This is a genomic window from Vreelandella aquamarina, assembly GCF_044805175.1.
GTDB lineage: Bacteria > Pseudomonadota > Gammaproteobacteria > Pseudomonadales > Halomonadaceae > Vreelandella > Vreelandella aquamarina_B.
Genome location: NZ_CP085232.1, coordinates 1602015 through 1620162 on the forward strand (window position 1 = coordinate 1602015; position 18148 = coordinate 1620162).

General features: G+C 55.0%; 15 protein-coding genes. 11 read left to right on the plus strand and 4 right to left on the minus strand.

Going from position 1 to position 18148, the window contains the following annotated elements:
• The first annotated feature begins 273 nt into the window (after positions 1 to 273).
• Positions 274 to 1314, plus strand: coding sequence for a DNA-binding protein (locus tag LG300_RS07540; protein ID WP_404377771.1), 1041 nt, complete (start codon positions 274 to 276; stop codon positions 1312 to 1314).
• 82 nt (positions 1315 to 1396) lie between these two features.
• On the opposite strand, the gene nfuA is transcribed toward LG300_RS07540, so the two are convergent.
• Complete coding sequence (gene nfuA / locus LG300_RS07545; RefSeq protein ID WP_404377772.1) at positions 1397 to 2002, minus strand: Fe-S biogenesis protein NfuA; 606 nt, start codon at positions 2000 to 2002, stop codon at positions 1397 to 1399.
• A gap of 272 nt (positions 2003 to 2274) precedes the next feature.
• On the opposite strand from nfuA, the gene metH reads away from it, so the two are divergent.
• The 4 genes from metH (at position 2275) to LG300_RS07565 (ending at position 9628) form a co-directional block, all read left to right on the plus strand.
• Positions 2275 to 5970 (plus strand): methionine synthase, encoded by a 3696-nt coding sequence (gene metH / locus LG300_RS07550; RefSeq protein ID WP_404377773.1) that lies wholly within the window; start codon positions 2275 to 2277, stop codon positions 5968 to 5970.
• Between the two features lie 13 nt (positions 5971 to 5983).
• The gene (locus LG300_RS07555) at positions 5984 to 7306 is read left to right on the plus strand and encodes an MATE family efflux transporter (RefSeq protein ID WP_404377774.1); all 1323 of its coding nucleotides are present in this window, start codon (positions 5984 to 5986) and stop codon (positions 7304 to 7306) included.
• 134 nt (positions 7307 to 7440) lie between these two features.
• Positions 7441 to 9099, plus strand: a complete 1659-nt coding sequence (locus tag LG300_RS07560; RefSeq protein ID WP_404377775.1) for a nitrite/sulfite reductase — start codon at positions 7441 to 7443, stop codon at positions 9097 to 9099.
• On the plus strand, positions 9086 to 9628 hold the full coding sequence (locus LG300_RS07565; RefSeq protein ID WP_404377776.1) for a DUF934 domain-containing protein: 543 nt from the start codon (positions 9086 to 9088) through the stop codon (positions 9626 to 9628). The genes LG300_RS07560 and LG300_RS07565 overlap by 14 nt, the downstream gene beginning before the upstream one ends.
• 60 nt (positions 9629 to 9688) lie before the next feature.
• On the opposite strand, the gene smrA is transcribed toward LG300_RS07565, so the two are convergent.
• The gene (gene smrA, locus LG300_RS07570) at positions 9689 to 10279 is read right to left on the minus strand and encodes a DNA endonuclease SmrA (RefSeq protein WP_404377777.1); all 591 of its coding nucleotides are present in this window, start codon (positions 10277 to 10279) and stop codon (positions 9689 to 9691) included.
• Between the two features lie 165 nt (positions 10280 to 10444).
• Here smrA and LG300_RS07575 point away from each other — a divergent pair, with 165 nt between their 5' ends.
• Genes LG300_RS07575 through LG300_RS07585 form a run of 3 tightly spaced genes read left to right on the plus strand, consistent with a single transcriptional unit; the run spans position 10445 to position 12007 of the window.
• Positions 10445 to 10933, plus strand: a complete 489-nt coding sequence (locus LG300_RS07575) for a gamma-glutamylcyclotransferase family protein (protein WP_404377778.1) — start codon at positions 10445 to 10447, stop codon at positions 10931 to 10933.
• 55 nt (positions 10934 to 10988) lie between these two features.
• Positions 10989 to 11615: an NAD(P)H:quinone oxidoreductase gene (gene wrbA, locus LG300_RS07580; protein WP_404377779.1), complete on the plus strand. Its 627-nt coding sequence runs from the start codon at positions 10989 to 10991 to the stop codon at positions 11613 to 11615.
• A complete protein-coding gene (locus LG300_RS07585; protein WP_404377780.1) occupies positions 11612 to 12007 on the plus strand; it encodes a DUF2069 domain-containing protein in 396 nt (131 codons plus the stop codon). The genes wrbA and LG300_RS07585 overlap by 4 nt, the downstream gene beginning before the upstream one ends.
• A 6-nt stretch (positions 12008 to 12013) precedes the next feature.
• Here the strand turns inward: LG300_RS07585 and LG300_RS07590 are convergent, their stop codons facing one another.
• Positions 12014 to 12700 carry a cytochrome b/b6 domain-containing protein gene (locus LG300_RS07590; protein WP_404377781.1) on the minus strand — a complete coding sequence of 229 codons (687 nt, stop codon included), beginning with the start codon at positions 12698 to 12700 and terminating at the stop codon, positions 12014 to 12016.
• Between the two features lie 199 nt (positions 12701 to 12899).
• On the opposite strand from LG300_RS07590, the gene pdxH reads away from it, so the two are divergent.
• Positions 12900 to 13544 carry a pyridoxamine 5'-phosphate oxidase gene (pdxH, locus tag LG300_RS07595; RefSeq protein WP_404377782.1) on the plus strand — a complete coding sequence of 215 codons (645 nt, stop codon included), beginning with the start codon at positions 12900 to 12902 and terminating at the stop codon, positions 13542 to 13544.
• A 79-nt stretch (positions 13545 to 13623) separates the two neighbouring features.
• Here the strand turns inward: pdxH and LG300_RS07600 are convergent, their stop codons facing one another.
• Positions 13624 to 16371, minus strand: coding sequence for a GNAT family N-acetyltransferase (locus tag LG300_RS07600; RefSeq protein ID WP_404377783.1), 2748 nt, complete (start codon positions 16369 to 16371; stop codon positions 13624 to 13626).
• Between the two features lie 106 nt (positions 16372 to 16477).
• On the opposite strand from LG300_RS07600, the gene LG300_RS07605 reads away from it, so the two are divergent.
• On the plus strand, positions 16478 to 17419 hold the full coding sequence (locus tag LG300_RS07605) for a histone deacetylase family protein (protein ID WP_404377784.1): 942 nt from the start codon (positions 16478 to 16480) through the stop codon (positions 17417 to 17419).
• Between the two features lie 82 nt (positions 17420 to 17501).
• Positions 17502 to 18134: a helix-turn-helix domain-containing protein gene (locus LG300_RS07610; RefSeq protein WP_404377785.1), complete on the plus strand. Its 633-nt coding sequence runs from the start codon at positions 17502 to 17504 to the stop codon at positions 18132 to 18134.
• Positions 18135 to 18148: the final 14 nt, after the last annotated feature.

Genomic DNA, 18148 nt, shown 5'->3' on the forward strand with positions numbered 1-18148 from the left:
CGCGTAACAGCCATTTCCAGCTCGTTATCTACGAGCTGAGCAAAGCGACCTTCTATTTCATTTGGCATAACAGATAACAGCGCCCTTCTTATCATCAAATTATTCAATAAGCTAAGTGTGGCGCTACAGCTTATAAAATTCAAGATAATGGGCGTAATCTTGAATTTATGGTGTTGTAAATAAATAATATTACGTTTTATGTATTACGTAATTATTGTATTTATCATTGATTCAGCCGAAAATGGCGCTCTTTATTAGGTAAGGATGGCGGACATGGCGCGCAGCGGGATTCAGTACAGTGACGTTCAACAAGCAATCGATACACTGCTTGCGCGTGGGGATACGCCCAGCGTGCAGCGTATCCGTGAGGTGTTGGGTACGGGCAGCTTTACCACCATCAGCGAACATTTCCGCCTATGGCGAACGGAGCGGGAGCAGAATCGAGATGTGCCTCCCCCAAAAGGCGTGCCAGAGGTCGTCGTCAATGTGGCAAGCGAGCTGTGGCGGGAAGCCCAGGAAGCCGCCAACCAGGCGCTAGTACACTATCGAGAGGACGCCAATCGCCAGGTAGAGAGCGCCCAGCAAGAAGCCGCTGAAGCACTGCAGCAGGCAGCTAACGCAGAGCAGCGTGAAAGCGCCCTAGCAGAGCACCTCCGCCATACAGAACAGCGCCTGGAGGCGCTTAACCGCGAGTTGGCAGAGAGCCAAACCAGCGAGCGCCACTGGCAGCAGAAAGCAGAAAGCGCAACCCGAGAGGCCAACCGGTACCGCGAGCAACTCACCCAAGCGGAGCAGGCGTTGCACGCAGCACAAGAGCGCTTTGCCGAGCAGCAACAGGCGCAGCAGAAGGCCTGGGAGCAACGCTTAGCTCAGGAGGAGCAGCGCAATGAAGCAGCCGAAGGCAAGCTAATGGCACTGCTGGACACGCTACGGCAGGAGCGCGCCCAGGAAGAGAAAGCCCTGCAAAAACGGCTGCAACAATGGGAACAGCGCGCTGAAACACTCACTAAAGAGTTGCAGCAAAAGAGCGAGGCGGTTCACCGCTACCAGCAAGACACCACCGCTCAGCAGCAGCGTATTGCAGAGCTTGAGCGCCAAAACGCCGAACTTCACACCCAGCACGGGGAGCTGCAGGAAGCGCTTACCAAAGCACATCGCTCCCTGGAAACACAGCAGCAGCAAGCAAGGGATAGCGAGCACTGGCAGCAGCAGCTATGGCAACGCATGGCGTCGCTGCAAGCACAGCTAGCGGAGTTGCCTAATACCTTGTACCAAGCAGAGAAAAAAGAGGACGAAGAGGGGGAGAGTCAATAAAAAAGCCCAGCAGTGCTTGCCGGGCTTTTAAGGGAAGAGAAGTCGCTTAGAGAGCAGTTTATAGCGGTAGTAGGTTATAGCGTTAGCGGTAGTAGGCGTTCGTTGTATCAGTGTGGTCGGTTACGTCACGAATGCCTGCCAGCTCGGGAATACGCTCCATCAAGGTTTTCTCAACGCCATCCTTGAGGGTGAGATCCACCGCTGCACACCCTTGGCAACCGCCACCGAAGGCGAGGATGGCTACTTTGTCCTCAGTAAGCTCAACAAGCTTAATCTCGCCGCCATGAGCCGCCAGCCCAGGGTTGATCTCGCTGTAGAGCGTGTAGTTGATGCGGTCTTCCAAGGGGCTGTCCGCGTTCACCTTAGGCATTTTGGCGTTGGGTGCTTTAATCGTCAGCTGCCCACCCATGCGGTCGGCGTTGAAATCAACGACTGCTTCTTCTAAAAATGCCAAGCTGTTTTTATCGAGAAATACATTGATTTTCTCAAGCTCCAGCTTAACGTCAGTCGGCTCTTCCTCCCCTGGGCGGCAGTAAGCTAGGCAGGTTTCTGCATAGGGCGTGCCGGGTTGGGTAATGAAGATACGAACGGCAATTCCCTCTACGTTCTGCTTTTCCAGCAGCTCAGCGAGGTAGGTTTGAGCGCTGTCGGTAATATCAATACCAGGAGCTTCGATAGTCGTGGTCATAAGGGATGTTATCCTCCCGTGGTAGTGGCACGGCCACTTCACATGTCATTTGCCACTATGGTAAGCAAAACCGCGTGCCGACACAATCCTGAGTGTTTTAGTCGGCTATTGCTTGTGGTCTATGAGCGCGTCTAATGGAGATGCTGCAATAACTTCACGCCCACGCTTGCTGCCCTATGGTGTGCCCTTTGGTATGATAGCTGCCGCTCAACTAATGATGACGACGATAAAAATATCCTTTCCGACTGAGACGCTGGAGATTTTCCCCTGCCATGGCCGCTAGTGATTTGACTGCTTCCCTCACCCAATGCCTTGCCCAACGTATTCTGATTCTGGATGGCGGAATGGGCACCATGCTGCAGAATGCCCAGCTCAGCGAGGATGATTTTCGCGGCGAACGCTTCCGCGACTGGCCGTCGGACTTAAAAGGCAATAACGACCTGCTGGCGCTCACCTGCCCTGATGTCGTCGCCCGGATACACCGTGATTACCTGGAAGCAGGCGCTGATATCCTGGAAACGAATACGTTTAATAGTACCCGGTTATCCCAGGCTGATTACGGTATGGAAGGCCTGGTGCCCGAGTTAAATCGTGAGTCAGCGCGATTGGCACGGGAAGTATGCGATGCGGTTGCCGCCGAGACCGGTACTCCCCGCTATGTGGCTGGCGTACTAGGCCCGACATCGCGCACGGCATCGCTCTCTCCTGATGTGAACGACCCTGCAAAGCGTAACGTCACCTTTGATGAGCTACGCGACAACTATTACGAGGCAGCCAGCGCGCTTATCAAGGGCGGGGCCGATCTGATCATGATCGAAACCATCTTCGATACGCTTAATGCCAAAGCCGCTATTTATGCACTCGAAGAGTTATTTGACGACCTTGGCCGCCGCCTGCCGGTCATGATCTCCGGCACGATTACTGATGCCTCGGGGCGCACCCTTTCTGGGCAAACTACGGAAGCCTTCTGGAACTCCGTGCGTCACGCCCAGCCGCTTTCCGTCGGCCTCAACTGCGCGTTGGGTGCCGAAGAGCTTCGCCCCTATTTGGAAGAGCTCTCCACCAAAGCCGATACGTTTGTCTCCGCCCACCCCAACGCGGGCTTACCGAATGAGTTTGGTGAGTACGACCAAACGCCAGAAGAGATGGCGGCGATTGTCAGTGAGTTTGCCCAGAGCGGCTTGGTCAACATTATCGGCGGCTGCTGCGGGTCAACGCCCGAACACATCCGTGCCATTGCCGACGCGGTGCGCCCCATGACGCCCCGCCAAGTGCCCGAGCGCAGCAAGGCTTGCCGCCTCTCCGGTCTTGAGCCCTACAACATCGAGGCCGACTCGCTGTTTGTGAACGTTGGCGAGCGTACCAACGTCACCGGCTCAGCACGTTTTAAGCGTTTGATCGTCGAAGAAGATTTCACCACGGCGCTGGAAGTGGCCCTAGAGCAGGTTGAGAATGGCGCGCAAATTATCGACATCAACATGGATGAGGGTATGTTGGAGTCGAAGGAAGCCATGGTGCGCTTCCTGAACTTGATTGCGGGCGAGCCGGACATTGCCCGAGTGCCGATCATGATCGACTCCTCGAAGTGGGACATCATTGAAGCAGGTTTAAAGTGTGTCCAGGGCAAGGCCGTTGTTAACTCTATCTCTCTGAAAGAGGGTGAAGCCGCCTTCCGCGAGCAGGCCACCAAATGCCGTCGCTTCGGTGCCGCCATTGTCGTTATGGCCTTTGACGAAGAGGGCCAGGCCGATACCTTTGCCCGCAAAACCGAAATCTGCGAGCGCGCTTACCGGCTGTTAGTGGATGAAATTGGCTTCCCGCCAGAAGATATCATCTTCGACCCGAACATTTTTGCCATCGCCACGGGTATCGAAGAGCACAACAACTACGCCGTCGATTTTATCGAAGCCACCCAGTGGATTCGTGAGCACCTGCCCCATGCCATGATCTCCGGCGGTGTTTCCAACGTGTCGTTCTCGTTCCGGGGTAACAACCCTGTCCGCGAAGCGATCCATTCGGTGTTCCTCTACCACGCCATTCGTGCCGGACTCACCATGGGTATCGTCAATGCGGGCCAACTCGCGGTCTATGACGACCTGCCCACCGAGCTGCGTGAAGCGGTAGAAGATGTCGTGCTCAACCGCCGCAGCGATGGCACCGAGCGCCTGCTCGATATTGCCGACAAGTATAAAGGCGATGGCAGCGGTGCCGCCAAGAAGGAGGATCTGGAGTGGCGCAGCTGGCCGGTTAACAAGCGGATTGAGCACGCACTGGTCAAAGGCATCACCGCCTACATCGAAGAGGATACGGAAGAAGCACGTGCCCAGGCAGCCCGCCCCATCGAGGTGATCGAAGGCCCGCTGATGGACGGCATGAACGTGGTGGGTGACCTGTTTGGCGCTGGCAAAATGTTTTTGCCCCAGGTGGTCAAGTCGGCTCGTGTTATGAAGCAGGCTGTCGCTTACCTGATTCCCTATATCGAAGCGGAAAAGAGCGAAGACACCCAGGCCAAAGGCAAAATCGTCATGGCTACCGTCAAGGGTGATGTACACGACATCGGTAAAAATATCGTCGGTGTCGTGCTGCAGTGTAATAACTACGAAGTGATTGACCTTGGCGTGATGGTGCCCACCGAAAAAATCCTTCAGGCCGCCATTGACCACAAGGCCGACATCATCGGCCTTTCCGGGCTGATCACCCCGTCGCTGGATGAGATGGTACACGTAGCCAAAGAGATGCAGCGCCGCGGTATGAACCTGCCGCTGCTGATTGGCGGTGCCACTACCTCAAAAGCACATACGGCGGTGAAAATCGAACCGCAGTACGAACATCCGGTGATTTATGTCACCGACGCCTCTCGGGCCGTGGGTGTGGCCGGTAAGCTGCTGGCGCCCAATTTGAAATCCGCCTACGTGGCGGAAATCCGCGAAGAGTACGAAAAAGTTCGTGAGCGGAACGCCAAGCGCCGCCCGAAAGCCGCTGACCTGGACTACACCCAGGCACGTAAACGGCGCTTTCGTACCGACTGGAATAGCCACACGCCGACGAAGCCGAACACACTTGGCCTGATGACGTTTGACGATTATGACCTTGAAGAGCTGGTAGAACGCATCGACTGGACGCCTTTCTTTATGAGCTGGCAGCTCGCCGGGAAGTATCCAAAAATCCTCAATGACGAAGTAGTAGGTGAAGCCGCACAGAACCTATTTGCCGACGCCCAAGTGATGCTACGCAAACTGATTGACGAAAAGCGCGTGCAAGCGCGCGGCGTGATTGGTTTATGGCCCGCTAACAGCGTGGATGACGATGTCATCGAAGTCTACGCCGATGAAAGCCGCACCGAGGTAGTCGAGCGCTTACACCATATTCGCCAGCAAACCACTAAAGGTCGAGATGGTATCTGCTACAGCCTAGCCGACTTTATTGCTCCTAAAGAGAGCGGCAAAGCGGACTGGATTGGCGGCTTCGCGGTCACCACTGGCCATGGAGTCGATGAGCTATCCAAAGCCTATGAAGCGGCCGGAGATGACTACAACGCCATTATGGTGCAAGCGCTTACCGACCGTCTGGCAGAAGCCTTTGCCGAGCGGATGCACGAGCGGGTGCGTAAAGAGTTCTGGGGCTATGTGCCCGAGGAAACGCTGGATAACGAAGCGCTGATTGCGGAGAAGTACCAAGGCATTCGGCCAGCGCCTGGCTATCCGGCCTGCCCTGACCATACCGAAAAGGCAACGCTATTCCGCCTGCTTAACGCTTCGGAAAATACAGGCCTTGCACTGACTGAAAACTTCGCCATGTGGCCGGCGGCGGCCGTGTCAGGCTGGTACTTTTCGCACCCACAATCCAAGTACTTTTCTACCGGCAAAATCACCCGCGACCAAGTAGAAGTGCTTGCCGAGCGTAAGCGGATGCCGCTGGAAGAGATGGAGCGCTGGCTGTCGCCGGTACTCTCTTACGACCCCAGCTAAGCTGTTCTAACGAATGTCGCCAGTGGTTCACCGCCAGGGAAAGGTCATGCGTTTGGCCCTCCCTATTATGTTGGGCATGCTCTCGCAGAGCGTGCTCAACCTGATCGATGCTGCGCTAATCGGCCATCTAGGCCAGGAGGCACTGGCGGGCGTAGGCATCGGCGGTTATGCCATGTTTATGATGACGGCGCTGGTCTTTGGTCTCTCCTCCAGCGTGCAGTCGCAAACGGCTCATGCGCTGGGGGCGGGTAATGCCTCCATCGCTCAACCGCTGCAGGCGGGGTTGGCGATCGGCTTCGCCGTGGGCTTACCGCTATCCTGCCTGGCTTGGTGGCAAGCGCCCGCACTAGTAAGGCTGATATCATCGTCTGATGAAGTATCACTGATCGCTATTGATTACTTCCGCTGGCGGGTGATTGCCCTCACCATCATTGCGCTCACCCTCTGCTTACGTGGTTACTGGAACGGGCGGCAGCACACGCACCTTTACCTGCGCATCATTGTCGTTGTCCATATTGTCAACGTCGCCTTAAGCGCGGCGCTGATTTACGGCATGGCTGGCCTGCCCGCGTTAGGGGTCAACGGCGCGGCCATAGGCACTACCCTATCCCTGCTCTTGGGACTGATGATCTGGATCGTACTCACCCTACGGCAAACCAGCCGTGCCCTGGGTATCACCCCTTCCGTGCAGAGCCTGAAAACTACGCTGCAACTCGCCTTTCCCCACTCGCTCCAACAGCTCTGGTTTGCCGCAGGCTACGTCGTGCTGTTTTGGCTGCTGGGTAAGATGGGCACATCTAGCGTGGCAGTGGGGCATGTATTAGTGAATTTGTCGCTGCTGCTGATTCTGCCGGGTGTTGGGGTGGGCATGGCCGCCATGAGCTTGGTAGGCGAAGCGCTGGGCCGCGACGACCAGCAAGCGGCCCACCGCTGGGGCATTGACGCGTTAAGCGTTGCCGGTATGCTACTGACTGTTTTAGCACTACCGATGCTACTCATGCCTGAGCCGATTTTAAGCATCTTCTTTACCGATGAGGCGCTGGTTCAGCTGGGGAGACTACCCCTGCAAATCACCGGTTTGATGATCGTGCTTGATGCCGCTGCGCTGGTGCTGGCGCAAGCGTTAATGGGCGCTGGCGCACAGCGCACCGTGATGCTGCTGACTCTTGGTATGCAGTGGCTACTCTTTTTGCCGCTCGCTTGGTGGGTGGGTGTCGGGCTGGGCTACGGCCTCGTCGGAGTATGGTTAATACAACTCTTTTATCGGCTGTTGAACTCCAGCAGCTTCTTATGGGTATGGCAGCGACGCCGTTGGCTAGCCCATGGCTTCAAATAGACGCACCTAAATAGCATTTAACGATAAAAAGATAATTATATATTCTTTTGTAGAATATGACGCCCGCGTTAAGGTGGCGGCACATTACCGTCCGTCTCGACGTGACCATTTCGCTTTTAGCAGGATCGTGCCACATGTACCGTTATGATATTCACGACCAAACGCTGGTTGACGAGCGCGTAGCTCAGTTCCGCGATCAGATGGAACGCTACCAGGCCGGACGTTTGGGAGAAGAAGAGTTTCGCCCGCTGCGGCTGCAAAACGGCCTGTATATTCAAAAGCATGCGCCTATGCTGCGTATTGCGATCCCCTACGGTATGCTGGCCGGCCATCAGCTACGCGCGCTGGCAGCGATTACCCGCCGCTATGACCGCGGCTACGGCCACTTCACTACCCGCCAAAACCTCCAGCTGAACTGGCCGGCCCTGGAAGATGTGCCGGATATTTTGGCCGAGCTTGCCAAAGTACAGATGCACGCGATTCAAACCAGCGGCAACTGTATCCGTAACACTACCAGCGACCAGTTCGCCGGTATCGCCAACGACGAAGTGGAAGACCCGCGCCCCTGGTGCGAGCTGATTCGTCAATGGTCCACACTGCACCCTGAATTTGCCTATCTGCCGCGTAAGTTCAAAATCGCCGTCAGCGGTGCCGCACAAGATCGCGCAGCGATTCAGGTTCACGATATCGGCCTGCGCCTGTGGCGCAACGAGGAAGGCGAGCTTCGCGTTAAGGTACTGGCCGGCGGCGGCCTGGGCCGTACACCGATGATTGGCGATGTCGTACGTGAAGACCTGCCCTGGCAGCACTTGCTGACGTATCTTGAAGCCTGTGTACGGGTTTATAACCAGTTTGGCCGTCGGGACAATAAATTCAAAGCGCGTATCAAGATTTTGGTGAAAGCGCTGGGAATTGAAGAGTTCCGCCGCCGTGTGGACGAAGAGTGGGCACATTTGAAAGATGGCCCGCAGACGCTGAATCAGGCAGCGCTGGACGCGGCGAAAGCCCATTTCCCCGAGCCTGAGCGCCGTCCGGTACCGGAAAGTGCCGTGAAAGCGTTTGACAAACTACGCAGCGAGAACCGCAGCTTCTCCCGTTTTGTGACCAACAACGTGACTGACCATAAGGTGTTTGGCTATAAAGCCGTCACCCTATCGCTGAAGCGCCGTGAGCACGCACCAGGGGACGTCACCGCTGACCAAATGGAAGCCGTCGCCGACCTGGCTGACCGCTACAGCTTCGGTGAAGTGCGTGTCACCCACGAGCAGAACTTGGTGCTGTCGGATGTACCAGTAGATGAGCTGGAAGCGCTCTGGAAAGAGCTGGATGCGCTAGGTATGGCAAACCCTACCGTGGGCACGCTGAACGATATTATTTGCTGCCCTGGTGGTGACTACTGCGGGTTGGCAAATGCGGTTTCCATCCCGATTGCCCAGGCGCTTCAGGAGCGTTTTGAAGACTTAGACTTCCTCTATGACCTTGGCCCGCTGGACTTAAACATCTCAGGCTGCATGAACGCCTGTGGTCACCATCACGTTGGTCATATCGGTATTCTGGGTGTCGATAAAAAAGGCGAGGAGTACTACCAAGTATCAATTGGTGGTAACTCCACGGACGATGCATCCCTAGGCAAAATCCTAGGCCCCTCCTTCTACCGTGAAGATGTGCCGGGCGTGATCGAAAAAGTGTTGGAAGTCTATGTGGCCGAGCGTCACGAAGATGAGCGCTTCCTGGATACGTATCGCCGTATTGGCTTAAAACCCTTTAAGGAGCGTGTTTATGCCCAGTCATGACACTCAAACCGACGCCGCCGAACAGGCGCCGGTGCATGTAGACCACTTAATCGAAAACGGTGAGCTAGCCGCTGAAAACGCCTGGTGCGTCTCTTACGATGGCGAAGTGCTGCCGGAACAGCGCCCTGCTTTTGTGCCGCTAGCACTCTGGCAGGCCAACCAGGATGACGCCGAGCTTGCCCCGCTGCTGGCCAGCGATACGGAACTTACCGCCGAGCTAGGCAGCGCGCTTAAAGCCTCGCCTGCGATCGCGATTGATTTTCCGGCCTTTACCGACGGTCGGGGCTATACCATCGCCCGCCTGCTGCGTGAGCGTTATGGCTATACGGGTGAAATACGTGCTGTTGGCGATGTGTTGGTAGACCAGCTGGATTACATGCGCCGCTGCGGCTTCTCTACCATGGCGTTGCGAAACGACCAGGACCCTGAAGATGCCATTCGCGCCCTTAAGGCTTTCAGCGTTCGCTATCAGACCGACGTTGAAGAGCGTCAAGCTCTGTTCGAGCGTCGTTTAGCCGCTAACCGCTAACACGGCTTTCGCGCGATAAACAAAAACCGACAAAGGCAGGCCTTTGTCGGTTTTTTTACGCTATCCGCGTCGCTTCTGCTGCCGCTCGCGGTTATTGGCTTTGGCGCGATCACTCTTACGCAGCATCACCCAGGTGGCTCCTAACCCACCCTCAGAGGGCTGGGCGGATACGTAGGCCTGCACTTCGTCAAACTGCGTAAGCCACTTGGCGAGATAGGAGCGCAGCACGTTGGCGGGGCTATCCAACTCGCGTCCTCGGCCGTGAACAATCAATACCGAACGCAAATCATGGGCATAGGCTTCCTGGATGAAGGGAAACAGCATTCGGCGGCACTCTGCCAACGGACGCCGTAGTAAGTGCAGCTGCGCCTGCACGCTGTAACCACCGTGCTTTAATTTGTCGACCACTCCTTGCTGAATCCCCTCACGACGAAACTCAATAGGATCGAAGGGAGGAAGCAGGTCAACGAAATCATCGGATAAGAAATTACGCTCATCAAGTGGCTCTGCAGCGCTCTCGCGTCTGGCCAGCTGGGCTTCCGAGGGCCGTTGACGCTGGGGGCCTGTATCTGCGCGATTACGCTTGGGGAGTGGCTTCACATCGCCCACTAACGCGCGGAAATCCATCTCATCACGAAGTGACTGGCTCATAACAGGCTCCTCCGATTAGGTGTAATGCCTAGACAACGACGCTCATCGTAGCAAAATCATGGACACTGCTTAAGACTTGCCTTATAGGGGACGGTTCTTCACGCTACGCAATCCCACTCACACATCCATTCCCGCTCTAGTTCACACTTACACTAGGAAATCAGCATGGTTTGGTTCAAGCGATTAGTGATTGGCGCGCTACTCTCTCTGCTTGGCTGCCTTCTTGGTTTAGCAATTTGGTTATGGCTGACCATGCTTAGCCCTTGGTTCTATGATCGGCCTGAGCACCTGCCTGATATTGAACAGCGCACACACCGGGTCTTTGTCTACGGCACGCTGCGCTACCTACCCGTTCGTTGGATCGTGATGGGTTCCTCCGGCTCCCCCAGGCCTGCCCGTCTCAATGGGGTTGAGCGACATGGGTTGGACCTTTCTTCCGCTACAGGCAGCCATGTCGATGGCCTACTGCTCACAGTGACGCCAAAAGAGCTGGCACGATTGGACCGCTATGAGCGGCTTGGCGTTCGCTATGAACGCATCGAACAGCGGCTTGCGGACGGCACGTCTGCCTGGGTATACGTACGATTGCCGGAAATTAGCCAACTCGACATCGCCCCTCCTGCCCATCGGGTAGCTCTGGTAACATACCTCTAGTTTTCCGTGACCGCGCCCAAGCCGCGGCCGCTATCTCGACTCTTTAGGATACGCCATGAGTGAAGCCACGCCGTATGTATTAATTCTGTACTACTCCCGTTCCGGAGCCACCGCAGACATGGCACGCCAACTAGCTGCTGGCGTTGAGAGCATTCCCGGTATCGAGGCGCGCCTACGTACCGTGCCCCCGGTTTCGCCAACCTGTGAAGCGGTTGATCCAGAGATCCCCGAAGAGGGAGCCATCTATGCTGACCTGGACGATTTACGTCACTGCAGCGCCCTTGCCCTGGGTAGCCCGACCCGCTTTGGCAATATGGCCGCGCCGCTGAAATATTTTCTCGATACTACCAGCAGTCTCTGGATGAACGGCGCGTTAATTGATAAACCCGCCTGTGCTTTTACCTCCACGTCCAGCCTACATGGCGGCCAGGAGAGTACATTATTGACGATGCTGGTGCCGCTACTTCACCACGGCATGGTGTATGCAGGCATTCCCTATAGCGAAACCGAACTGCTAAGCACCCAGCACGGTGGTACACCATACGGTGCTAGCCATGTAGCCGGCCCACGCAGCGACCGTCCGGTAGATGAACACGAGCGGGCACTATGCAAAGCGCAAGGGAAACGGCTGGCTAAGTTAGCATTAGCGCTGCATAAAATGCGCCAGGAGGAAGCACAATGAGGCAGTGGCTTGAAGGGATTGAGGAGCGTCACGGGTTAGACAAGCTCACCAAACAGGCAAGACAGTTGGTAATCGTCAGCTTTGTATTACTGCTGTTACTGGTAATTTACCGCGGTTTTTTTATACAAGACGACGCATTTAATTGGCGTCCGGTGGTCGCGTTTGTGCTTCCGCTGGTGTTGTTCCTACCCTCGATTATTGGCCAGCGCGCTCGTGGCCATGCGTGGCTAGCATTTGTCAGCCTGCTCTATTTCACCCAGGGTGTTATGTTAGCCACGCTGCCGGGGCAAGGTATGCGCGGCGTGCTTGAAGCCCTGGTGTCGTTGGCGCTGTTTACCGGTTGTATGTGCTATGCCCGCTTTCGCAGCCGGCAACAGCGCCTTAACGGTTAGGTTTGGCTAATAAAACCACAGCCAACCACTCACGCCTGCCGCCACCAGCAACGCGCCGACTGCATAACGTCGATGACCACGCTGAACGGCAGGCTGTCCATCCACGGGTGCACCTGAAAATTGCTTCACGCCCGTCAGCATTGCGGGCACTAAGCGCTCGCCTAACAAGGTATGCCAAATCAACCCTGCGAGATGTAGGCCAATCAGAATCAGTAGTAAATCACTATTCAGCGAATGCAGACGGGCAAGCACATCGCTAACCTCCCCTCCTAGTAGCCCGTAGAGCGGTGCCTGGAAGAAAATATCATCGCTGAGAAATAGTCCGCTAACAGCTTGAAAACTGAGTGACACCAGCAATAACAGCACCATCCACCCGCCTAGTGGGTTGTGGCTTGCATAGTGCGGGGCGCGTCGCGTTATCAACGCCTTAGCATAGCTGGCGGTGGCTTTAGGACCGTACAAAAAGGTACTGAAACGCGCATAAGTAGTACCTACCAACCCCCAAATAAAGCGAAATACCAGTAAACCGATGATGATGTAGCCTGACTGGGCATGGACTTCAATAGGAAATAAAAACGGTTCGCCCGTGGTTTTAGTGGTGTAAAACGAGATCACCACCGCTGCCAACAGGGACCAATGAAACAAACGAATTAACTTATCCCATACGGCTATGCGTGTAGTGCGACTCTGCATCAAGCTATCCTCTATTGGCATATTGGTAGAGTTTCTCATTTATTGCGTTTTTCTCATAGAACGATTCAATGCATCTGCCAACGTTGCAAAATGTACAGCTACCGTTTGAATCAACAGGCCGAACAACACTTGAGCTTTATCGGTAGACCGGCGAACATGGACCACAACACTCAACATGGCATCACAAGGGAGAATCACAATGACTCGTAATATTGCCGATATTAGGCGTGACTATGAAGGCGGCCGCCTAGATGAAGCGCAAACGACGGACGATCCATTTGTTCTTTTCGATGAGTGGTTCAGCTTAGCGCTGGAGAAAGAGGGGAAAGATGGTAATGCCATGACCTTAGCGACAGTGGATAACCAAGGTCGGCCTCATGCTCGGGTGGTCTTGCTCAAAGGATTTGATGAGCAAGGTATGGTATTTTTTACCAATTACCACAGCCATAAAGGTAGCGAATTGAACAACGTTCCTTTTGCGGCGCTGACGTTCTGGTGGCCTTCGCTCTCACGCCAGGTGCGCATTGAAGGTACAGTGGAGCAAGTATCCGCCGAAGAGTCGGATGAGTACTTCGCCAGCCGCCCACGGGGCAGCCAGTTAGGCGCATGGATCGCAACCCAGAGCGTTGTTATTCCTGATCGCAACTGGATTGAAGAGCGCCAAAAGCGTTTTGAACAGGCGTATGAAGGTCAGGATATTCCGCGCCCTATTCATTGGGGTGGCTACCGCGTTAACCCTGAGATGATTGAGTTTTGGCAGGGGCAGCCTAGCCGGTTACACGACCGATTGCGCTATGAGCGCCGCGACGGTGGTGAGTGGAGCCGCTTCCGTTTGGCTCCCTAGCTTTCAGCGCTACAATTTAACGCGATATCCCACTCAGAACGGCCTGCTGGATAACAGCAGGCCTTGGTAATCTGAATATTTAATCCGGCAAGCTTTCTAAACGATGGCGCTGCCATTCACTATCAGGCTCGTTAAGCCGCAGGACTGCATCAATCACCTGCTCTTCCATATTATATCGGCAGCGGAAACCAAGGTGCTTCATTAACGCCCGCATGGGGTGGTTATCCACCATGATTTTGCCGATCATTTCTAGCGTACCGATACTGGTGCAGTAGTCGATCATCTTCTTCATCAGCAGGCTGCCAATGCCGAGCCCCTGCAAGTCATCGCGGATGATAATGGAAAACTCGGTGCGGATATTGTCGGGATCGTTCCAAACCCTCACAACGCCCAACATCTCCTTGCTGCCATCATCGTGCTGGTGCTCGGCAATAAAGGCCATTTGCCGGTCATAGTTGATATGCGACAGTATCGAAAGATCCCGCTGGGTCAGGTTTGATTTGTTGTGGAAATACCGGAAACGGATACTCTCTTCCGATAGTTGTCGGTGGAACGTAGTAATGAGCGGCGCGTCCTCGGCACGAATCGGCCGCACTTCTACCTGCCAGCCGTTCTTCAGCGTTACCCACTCCCTTAACTCTTCCGGATACGGCATGATCGCAAAGCGCGCAGGGTGCCCTAAATCCATCGCAAAATCGACTGCCAGCATACCGTCCCGATTGAGCAGTAGCGGGTTTAGCTCTAAGCCGCGTAGGTCCGTTAAATCAGATGCCATCTGGGATAGCTTTACCAACAGTTGGCAAAGGCGCTGGATATCCCGTTCGGGATCGGCGGAATGCTCTCTAATTAGCGATGCCGCGTGGGTTCGCCCAACCACATCCGAGGCAAGGCTCATATTAAGCGGCGGCAGCGCAACTTGGCGGTCAGCAAGTACATTGACCTTATAGCCGCCGATACCAAAGACAATAAGCGGCCCGAACACAGGGTCCCGCGTAATGCCCGCACAAATCTGCATCGAGTGCTTGCCGCGCTGCATGGGCTGTAAGCAGTATTCACGTATAGCGTGTTCGGGGAATTTTTCGCGCACCTTATCGCCTAGCTGGCGCACGCCCTCAGCTACCTGCTCTGGGGTTTCGAGATCCTGCAGCAGGCCAGCAGATATTTTATGCGGATGCTTGCGGTAACGGTAAGGCCGGCAGTTACCTTCGTGAATGACTTTTAATGCCTTCGGGCCAGGAAAACGCTCTGCTACCACTAAGGCTTCTTCCGGCGAATGGATATAGGCGCTGGTGGCAGTAGGTATACCGTAGGCTTCCAGTACCTGGGCAGTTTCGGAGTGGGTGAGCGTTTGCCTACCCTGCTCTTTTGCCTGTTTGATCAGCGCCCGGCACTCTGCGCGGATTTCGGGGCTGGTGGAAAACGGTAGGCTGGGTGGAATTTCATGGAGCAGCGCCTGAACACGCTGGTAATCCACCATATGCATAAAGGCCTTCACCGCTTTTTCAGGCGACGTATAGGTGGGAATCCCCGCCAAATTACATACATGACGAGCATTAAGGGCTTCTTTTAGCCCCATCCAACTGGTCAGTAAGTTGCGCTTAAAGGTTTTACGTTGATCGATCAGCGCTTGTGCCGTTGCTACGGAGGGGGCTAATCGGGTCGGCGCATGAACAATTAGTACGGCATCCACATTAGGATCAGCGGTGACTATTTGCAGCGCTTCCACAAAGCGCTCCGGCGTGGCGTTACCTCCTAAATCCACGGGATTTTCACCCGGCTTACTCATATCTACCTGGCTTTTATGCAGTGCCGCCTGGGTTTCTTGGCTGAACTCAGCCAGCTTTCCACCCGTACTGATCAGCTTATCAATGGCAAGCATGGCAGGGCCCAAACCATTGGAGACAATCGCTAGACGATCACCGCGTAGAGGCTTCATGCGTGACAGTGTTTCCAGGGCATCCAGCATCTCATCGGAGTCATTGACCCGCACAACACCGGCACGGGCAAAGGCGGCGTCAAACACCACATCGCGGTTGGCTATGCCGGGCGTGGGGGGCATGCCGGAAATGTCCGACTGCGGCGTGCGACCGCTTTTAATCGCGACCACCAAGCGGTTGCGGGATGCATCCCGCACGGAGGTCATAAAGTGCTGGGCGTCTGTTACCCGCTCCAGGTGCAATAAGATTGCCTGGGCAGGGGAAAACTGGTTCACATAGTCGATTAAGTCAGGCAGCAGAACATCGACGCTATCACCCACGGTAATCAAATGGGAAAAGCCGACATCGCGGCCTGCTGCCCAATCAATCATGGCATTGGCGAGCATTCCCGATTGGCCTAGGTAGGCAACCCTGCCCGCCTTCACCGGTTGGCTAGCGTAGGAAGCATTCAGTTTTTTGCCTGGAACAATGAGCCCCATACACTCAGGGCCAAGCACCCGTATACCCGACTCACGGGCAGATTGAAGTATACGCTGCCGGATAGAGCCTTTATTACCTTCGTCTCGATCCAAGTAGGCTCCGCCAGAGAGTACCAAGGCAGCTTTGACGCCAAACTTACCGAGTTTCTTAATGAGCTTGGGGACACCATCAATGGGTGAACACACCACAGCAAGATCAGGCACCTCAGGCAGCTCGTCAACACTCCGCACGCAGCTAACACCAAACACGGTGTCGTACCCCTTCAGGTTAACGGCCCAAAGCTTCCCCTTGAAATTGCCCTCTTGCAGATTACCCAGCACCAACCCACCTAGCGATTCGGGCTTTTCAGAGGCACCGAACACTGCAATGGAGCGAGGTTCGAAGAAATGATGCAAAAAGCGTGTGCTCACGAAAGCGCCTCCCCGGAAATGAATGTCTACTGTGTACGACTTATTGACACTGTCGCGCAAGCCCCCGAGGCGATTAAGGTAGCTTTATCGTTATCGGAGCGCTTGCATGATTACTGCCTACCTTACCCATCCAGACTGCGCATTGCACCACATGGGGCCAGAACACCCCGAAAGCCCGCTGCGCCTTGAGGCGATTCGTGCACGCCTCTCACTGTCTGGGCTACTGCAACAAACCATGCAAGCCGATGCGAAAGAGGCTGACGAAGACGTATTGGCAAGAGTGCATCCGATTAGGCACCTTCATGCCTTGGAGAAATGCGTTCCCAAAGAGGGTATTGTCACGCTGGATAGCGACACAATGATGAACCCTGATAGCTTAAAAGCCGCTCGTGTCGCTGCAGGTGCGGTGGTTCGCGGCGTCGACCAGGTATTCAAACGCCAGGCGGATAACGTCTTTTGCGCCGTTCGCCCACCTGGCCACCATGCCGAAGCAGCAGATGCGATGGGCTTTTGCTTCTATAACAATATTGCCGTTGGGGCTGCCCATGCGAAGGCTAAATACGGCGCCAAGCGGATTGCAATCCTCGATTTTGATGTTCACCAGTGCAACGGCACTATCGATATTTTTAAGAACGACCCGGAAGTGCTGATTTGTACCAGCTTTCAATACCCTTTCTACCCTTGGCGTTATTTACGCAGCGAGTGGCAAAACGTCGTAAATACACCGCTGGAGGTCGGCACGGCAAGCCAGGAGTATCGGCGCGTTATCGAGCGCCAGTGGCTACCGGCGCTGCACGCTTTTAAACCCGATCTAGTGATGCTCTCAGCGGGATTTGACGCGCATAAAGACGACCCTATAGGCGATATCTGCTTAGAAGATGAAGATTTTTACTGGATCACCCATCTCGCCATGGAGATAGCGGCACTCTATGCCGAGAACCGGGTTGTTTCCGTATTGGAAGGTGGTTATAACCCTCAGTCGCTTGCGAGTGGCGCCGAAGCTCATCTAAAAGCACTATTAGGCCTGCCTTTTACCGATACCCCTTAGCTATTGCCCACCAGTGCGTGGGCAGCTGTGGTATTATGCGCCTTTAGCTTTTATATGTTGCTTTCCTTCCCACGTGACTTTTATGACCGCGACTTCTGAAGAGCATGCAGCGCTGCGTATCGCATCAGGGCGAAAACCTTTTGTAGAGCCTCTCCGCTTGGGCGAACGGCTCAAGCAGATCCGCCTCGCCAACCAGTGGACGCTGGAAGACGTGAGCCAACGCACCGGCATTGCCCGCTCCACGCTCTCCAAAATTGAGAATGACCAGGTCTCTCCGACGTTTAGCGTGGTGCAGAAGTTAATTAGCGGCCTCGATATTGATCTTCCCCAGCTCTTCACCCCTCCTAAACGCGAGCGCTATACCATGGGGCGACGGGATTTAACGCGCAAGGGTAAAGGGCAGCTGCACCCTACCCCCACCTATGAGCATGAGCTGCTTGGCCACCAGCTTGCGCAAAAGCGCATGATTCCGTTTAAAACCATCGTGCGAGCACGCACTTTTGAAGAGTATCACCAGTGGGTGCGTCACGATGGTGAAGAGTTTTTGATGGTTCTCCACGGCGATATCCTGCTTTACACGGAGTTCTACGCGCCGTTAACGCTGACAGAAGGCGACAGCATCTACTTTGATAGTGATATGGGCCATGCCCTGGTATCCACCAGCCAAGAGGATGCTGTCGTACTTTCGGTGTGTACCCGTGGAGATTTGGTGTAGCAGCAACAGCCTAC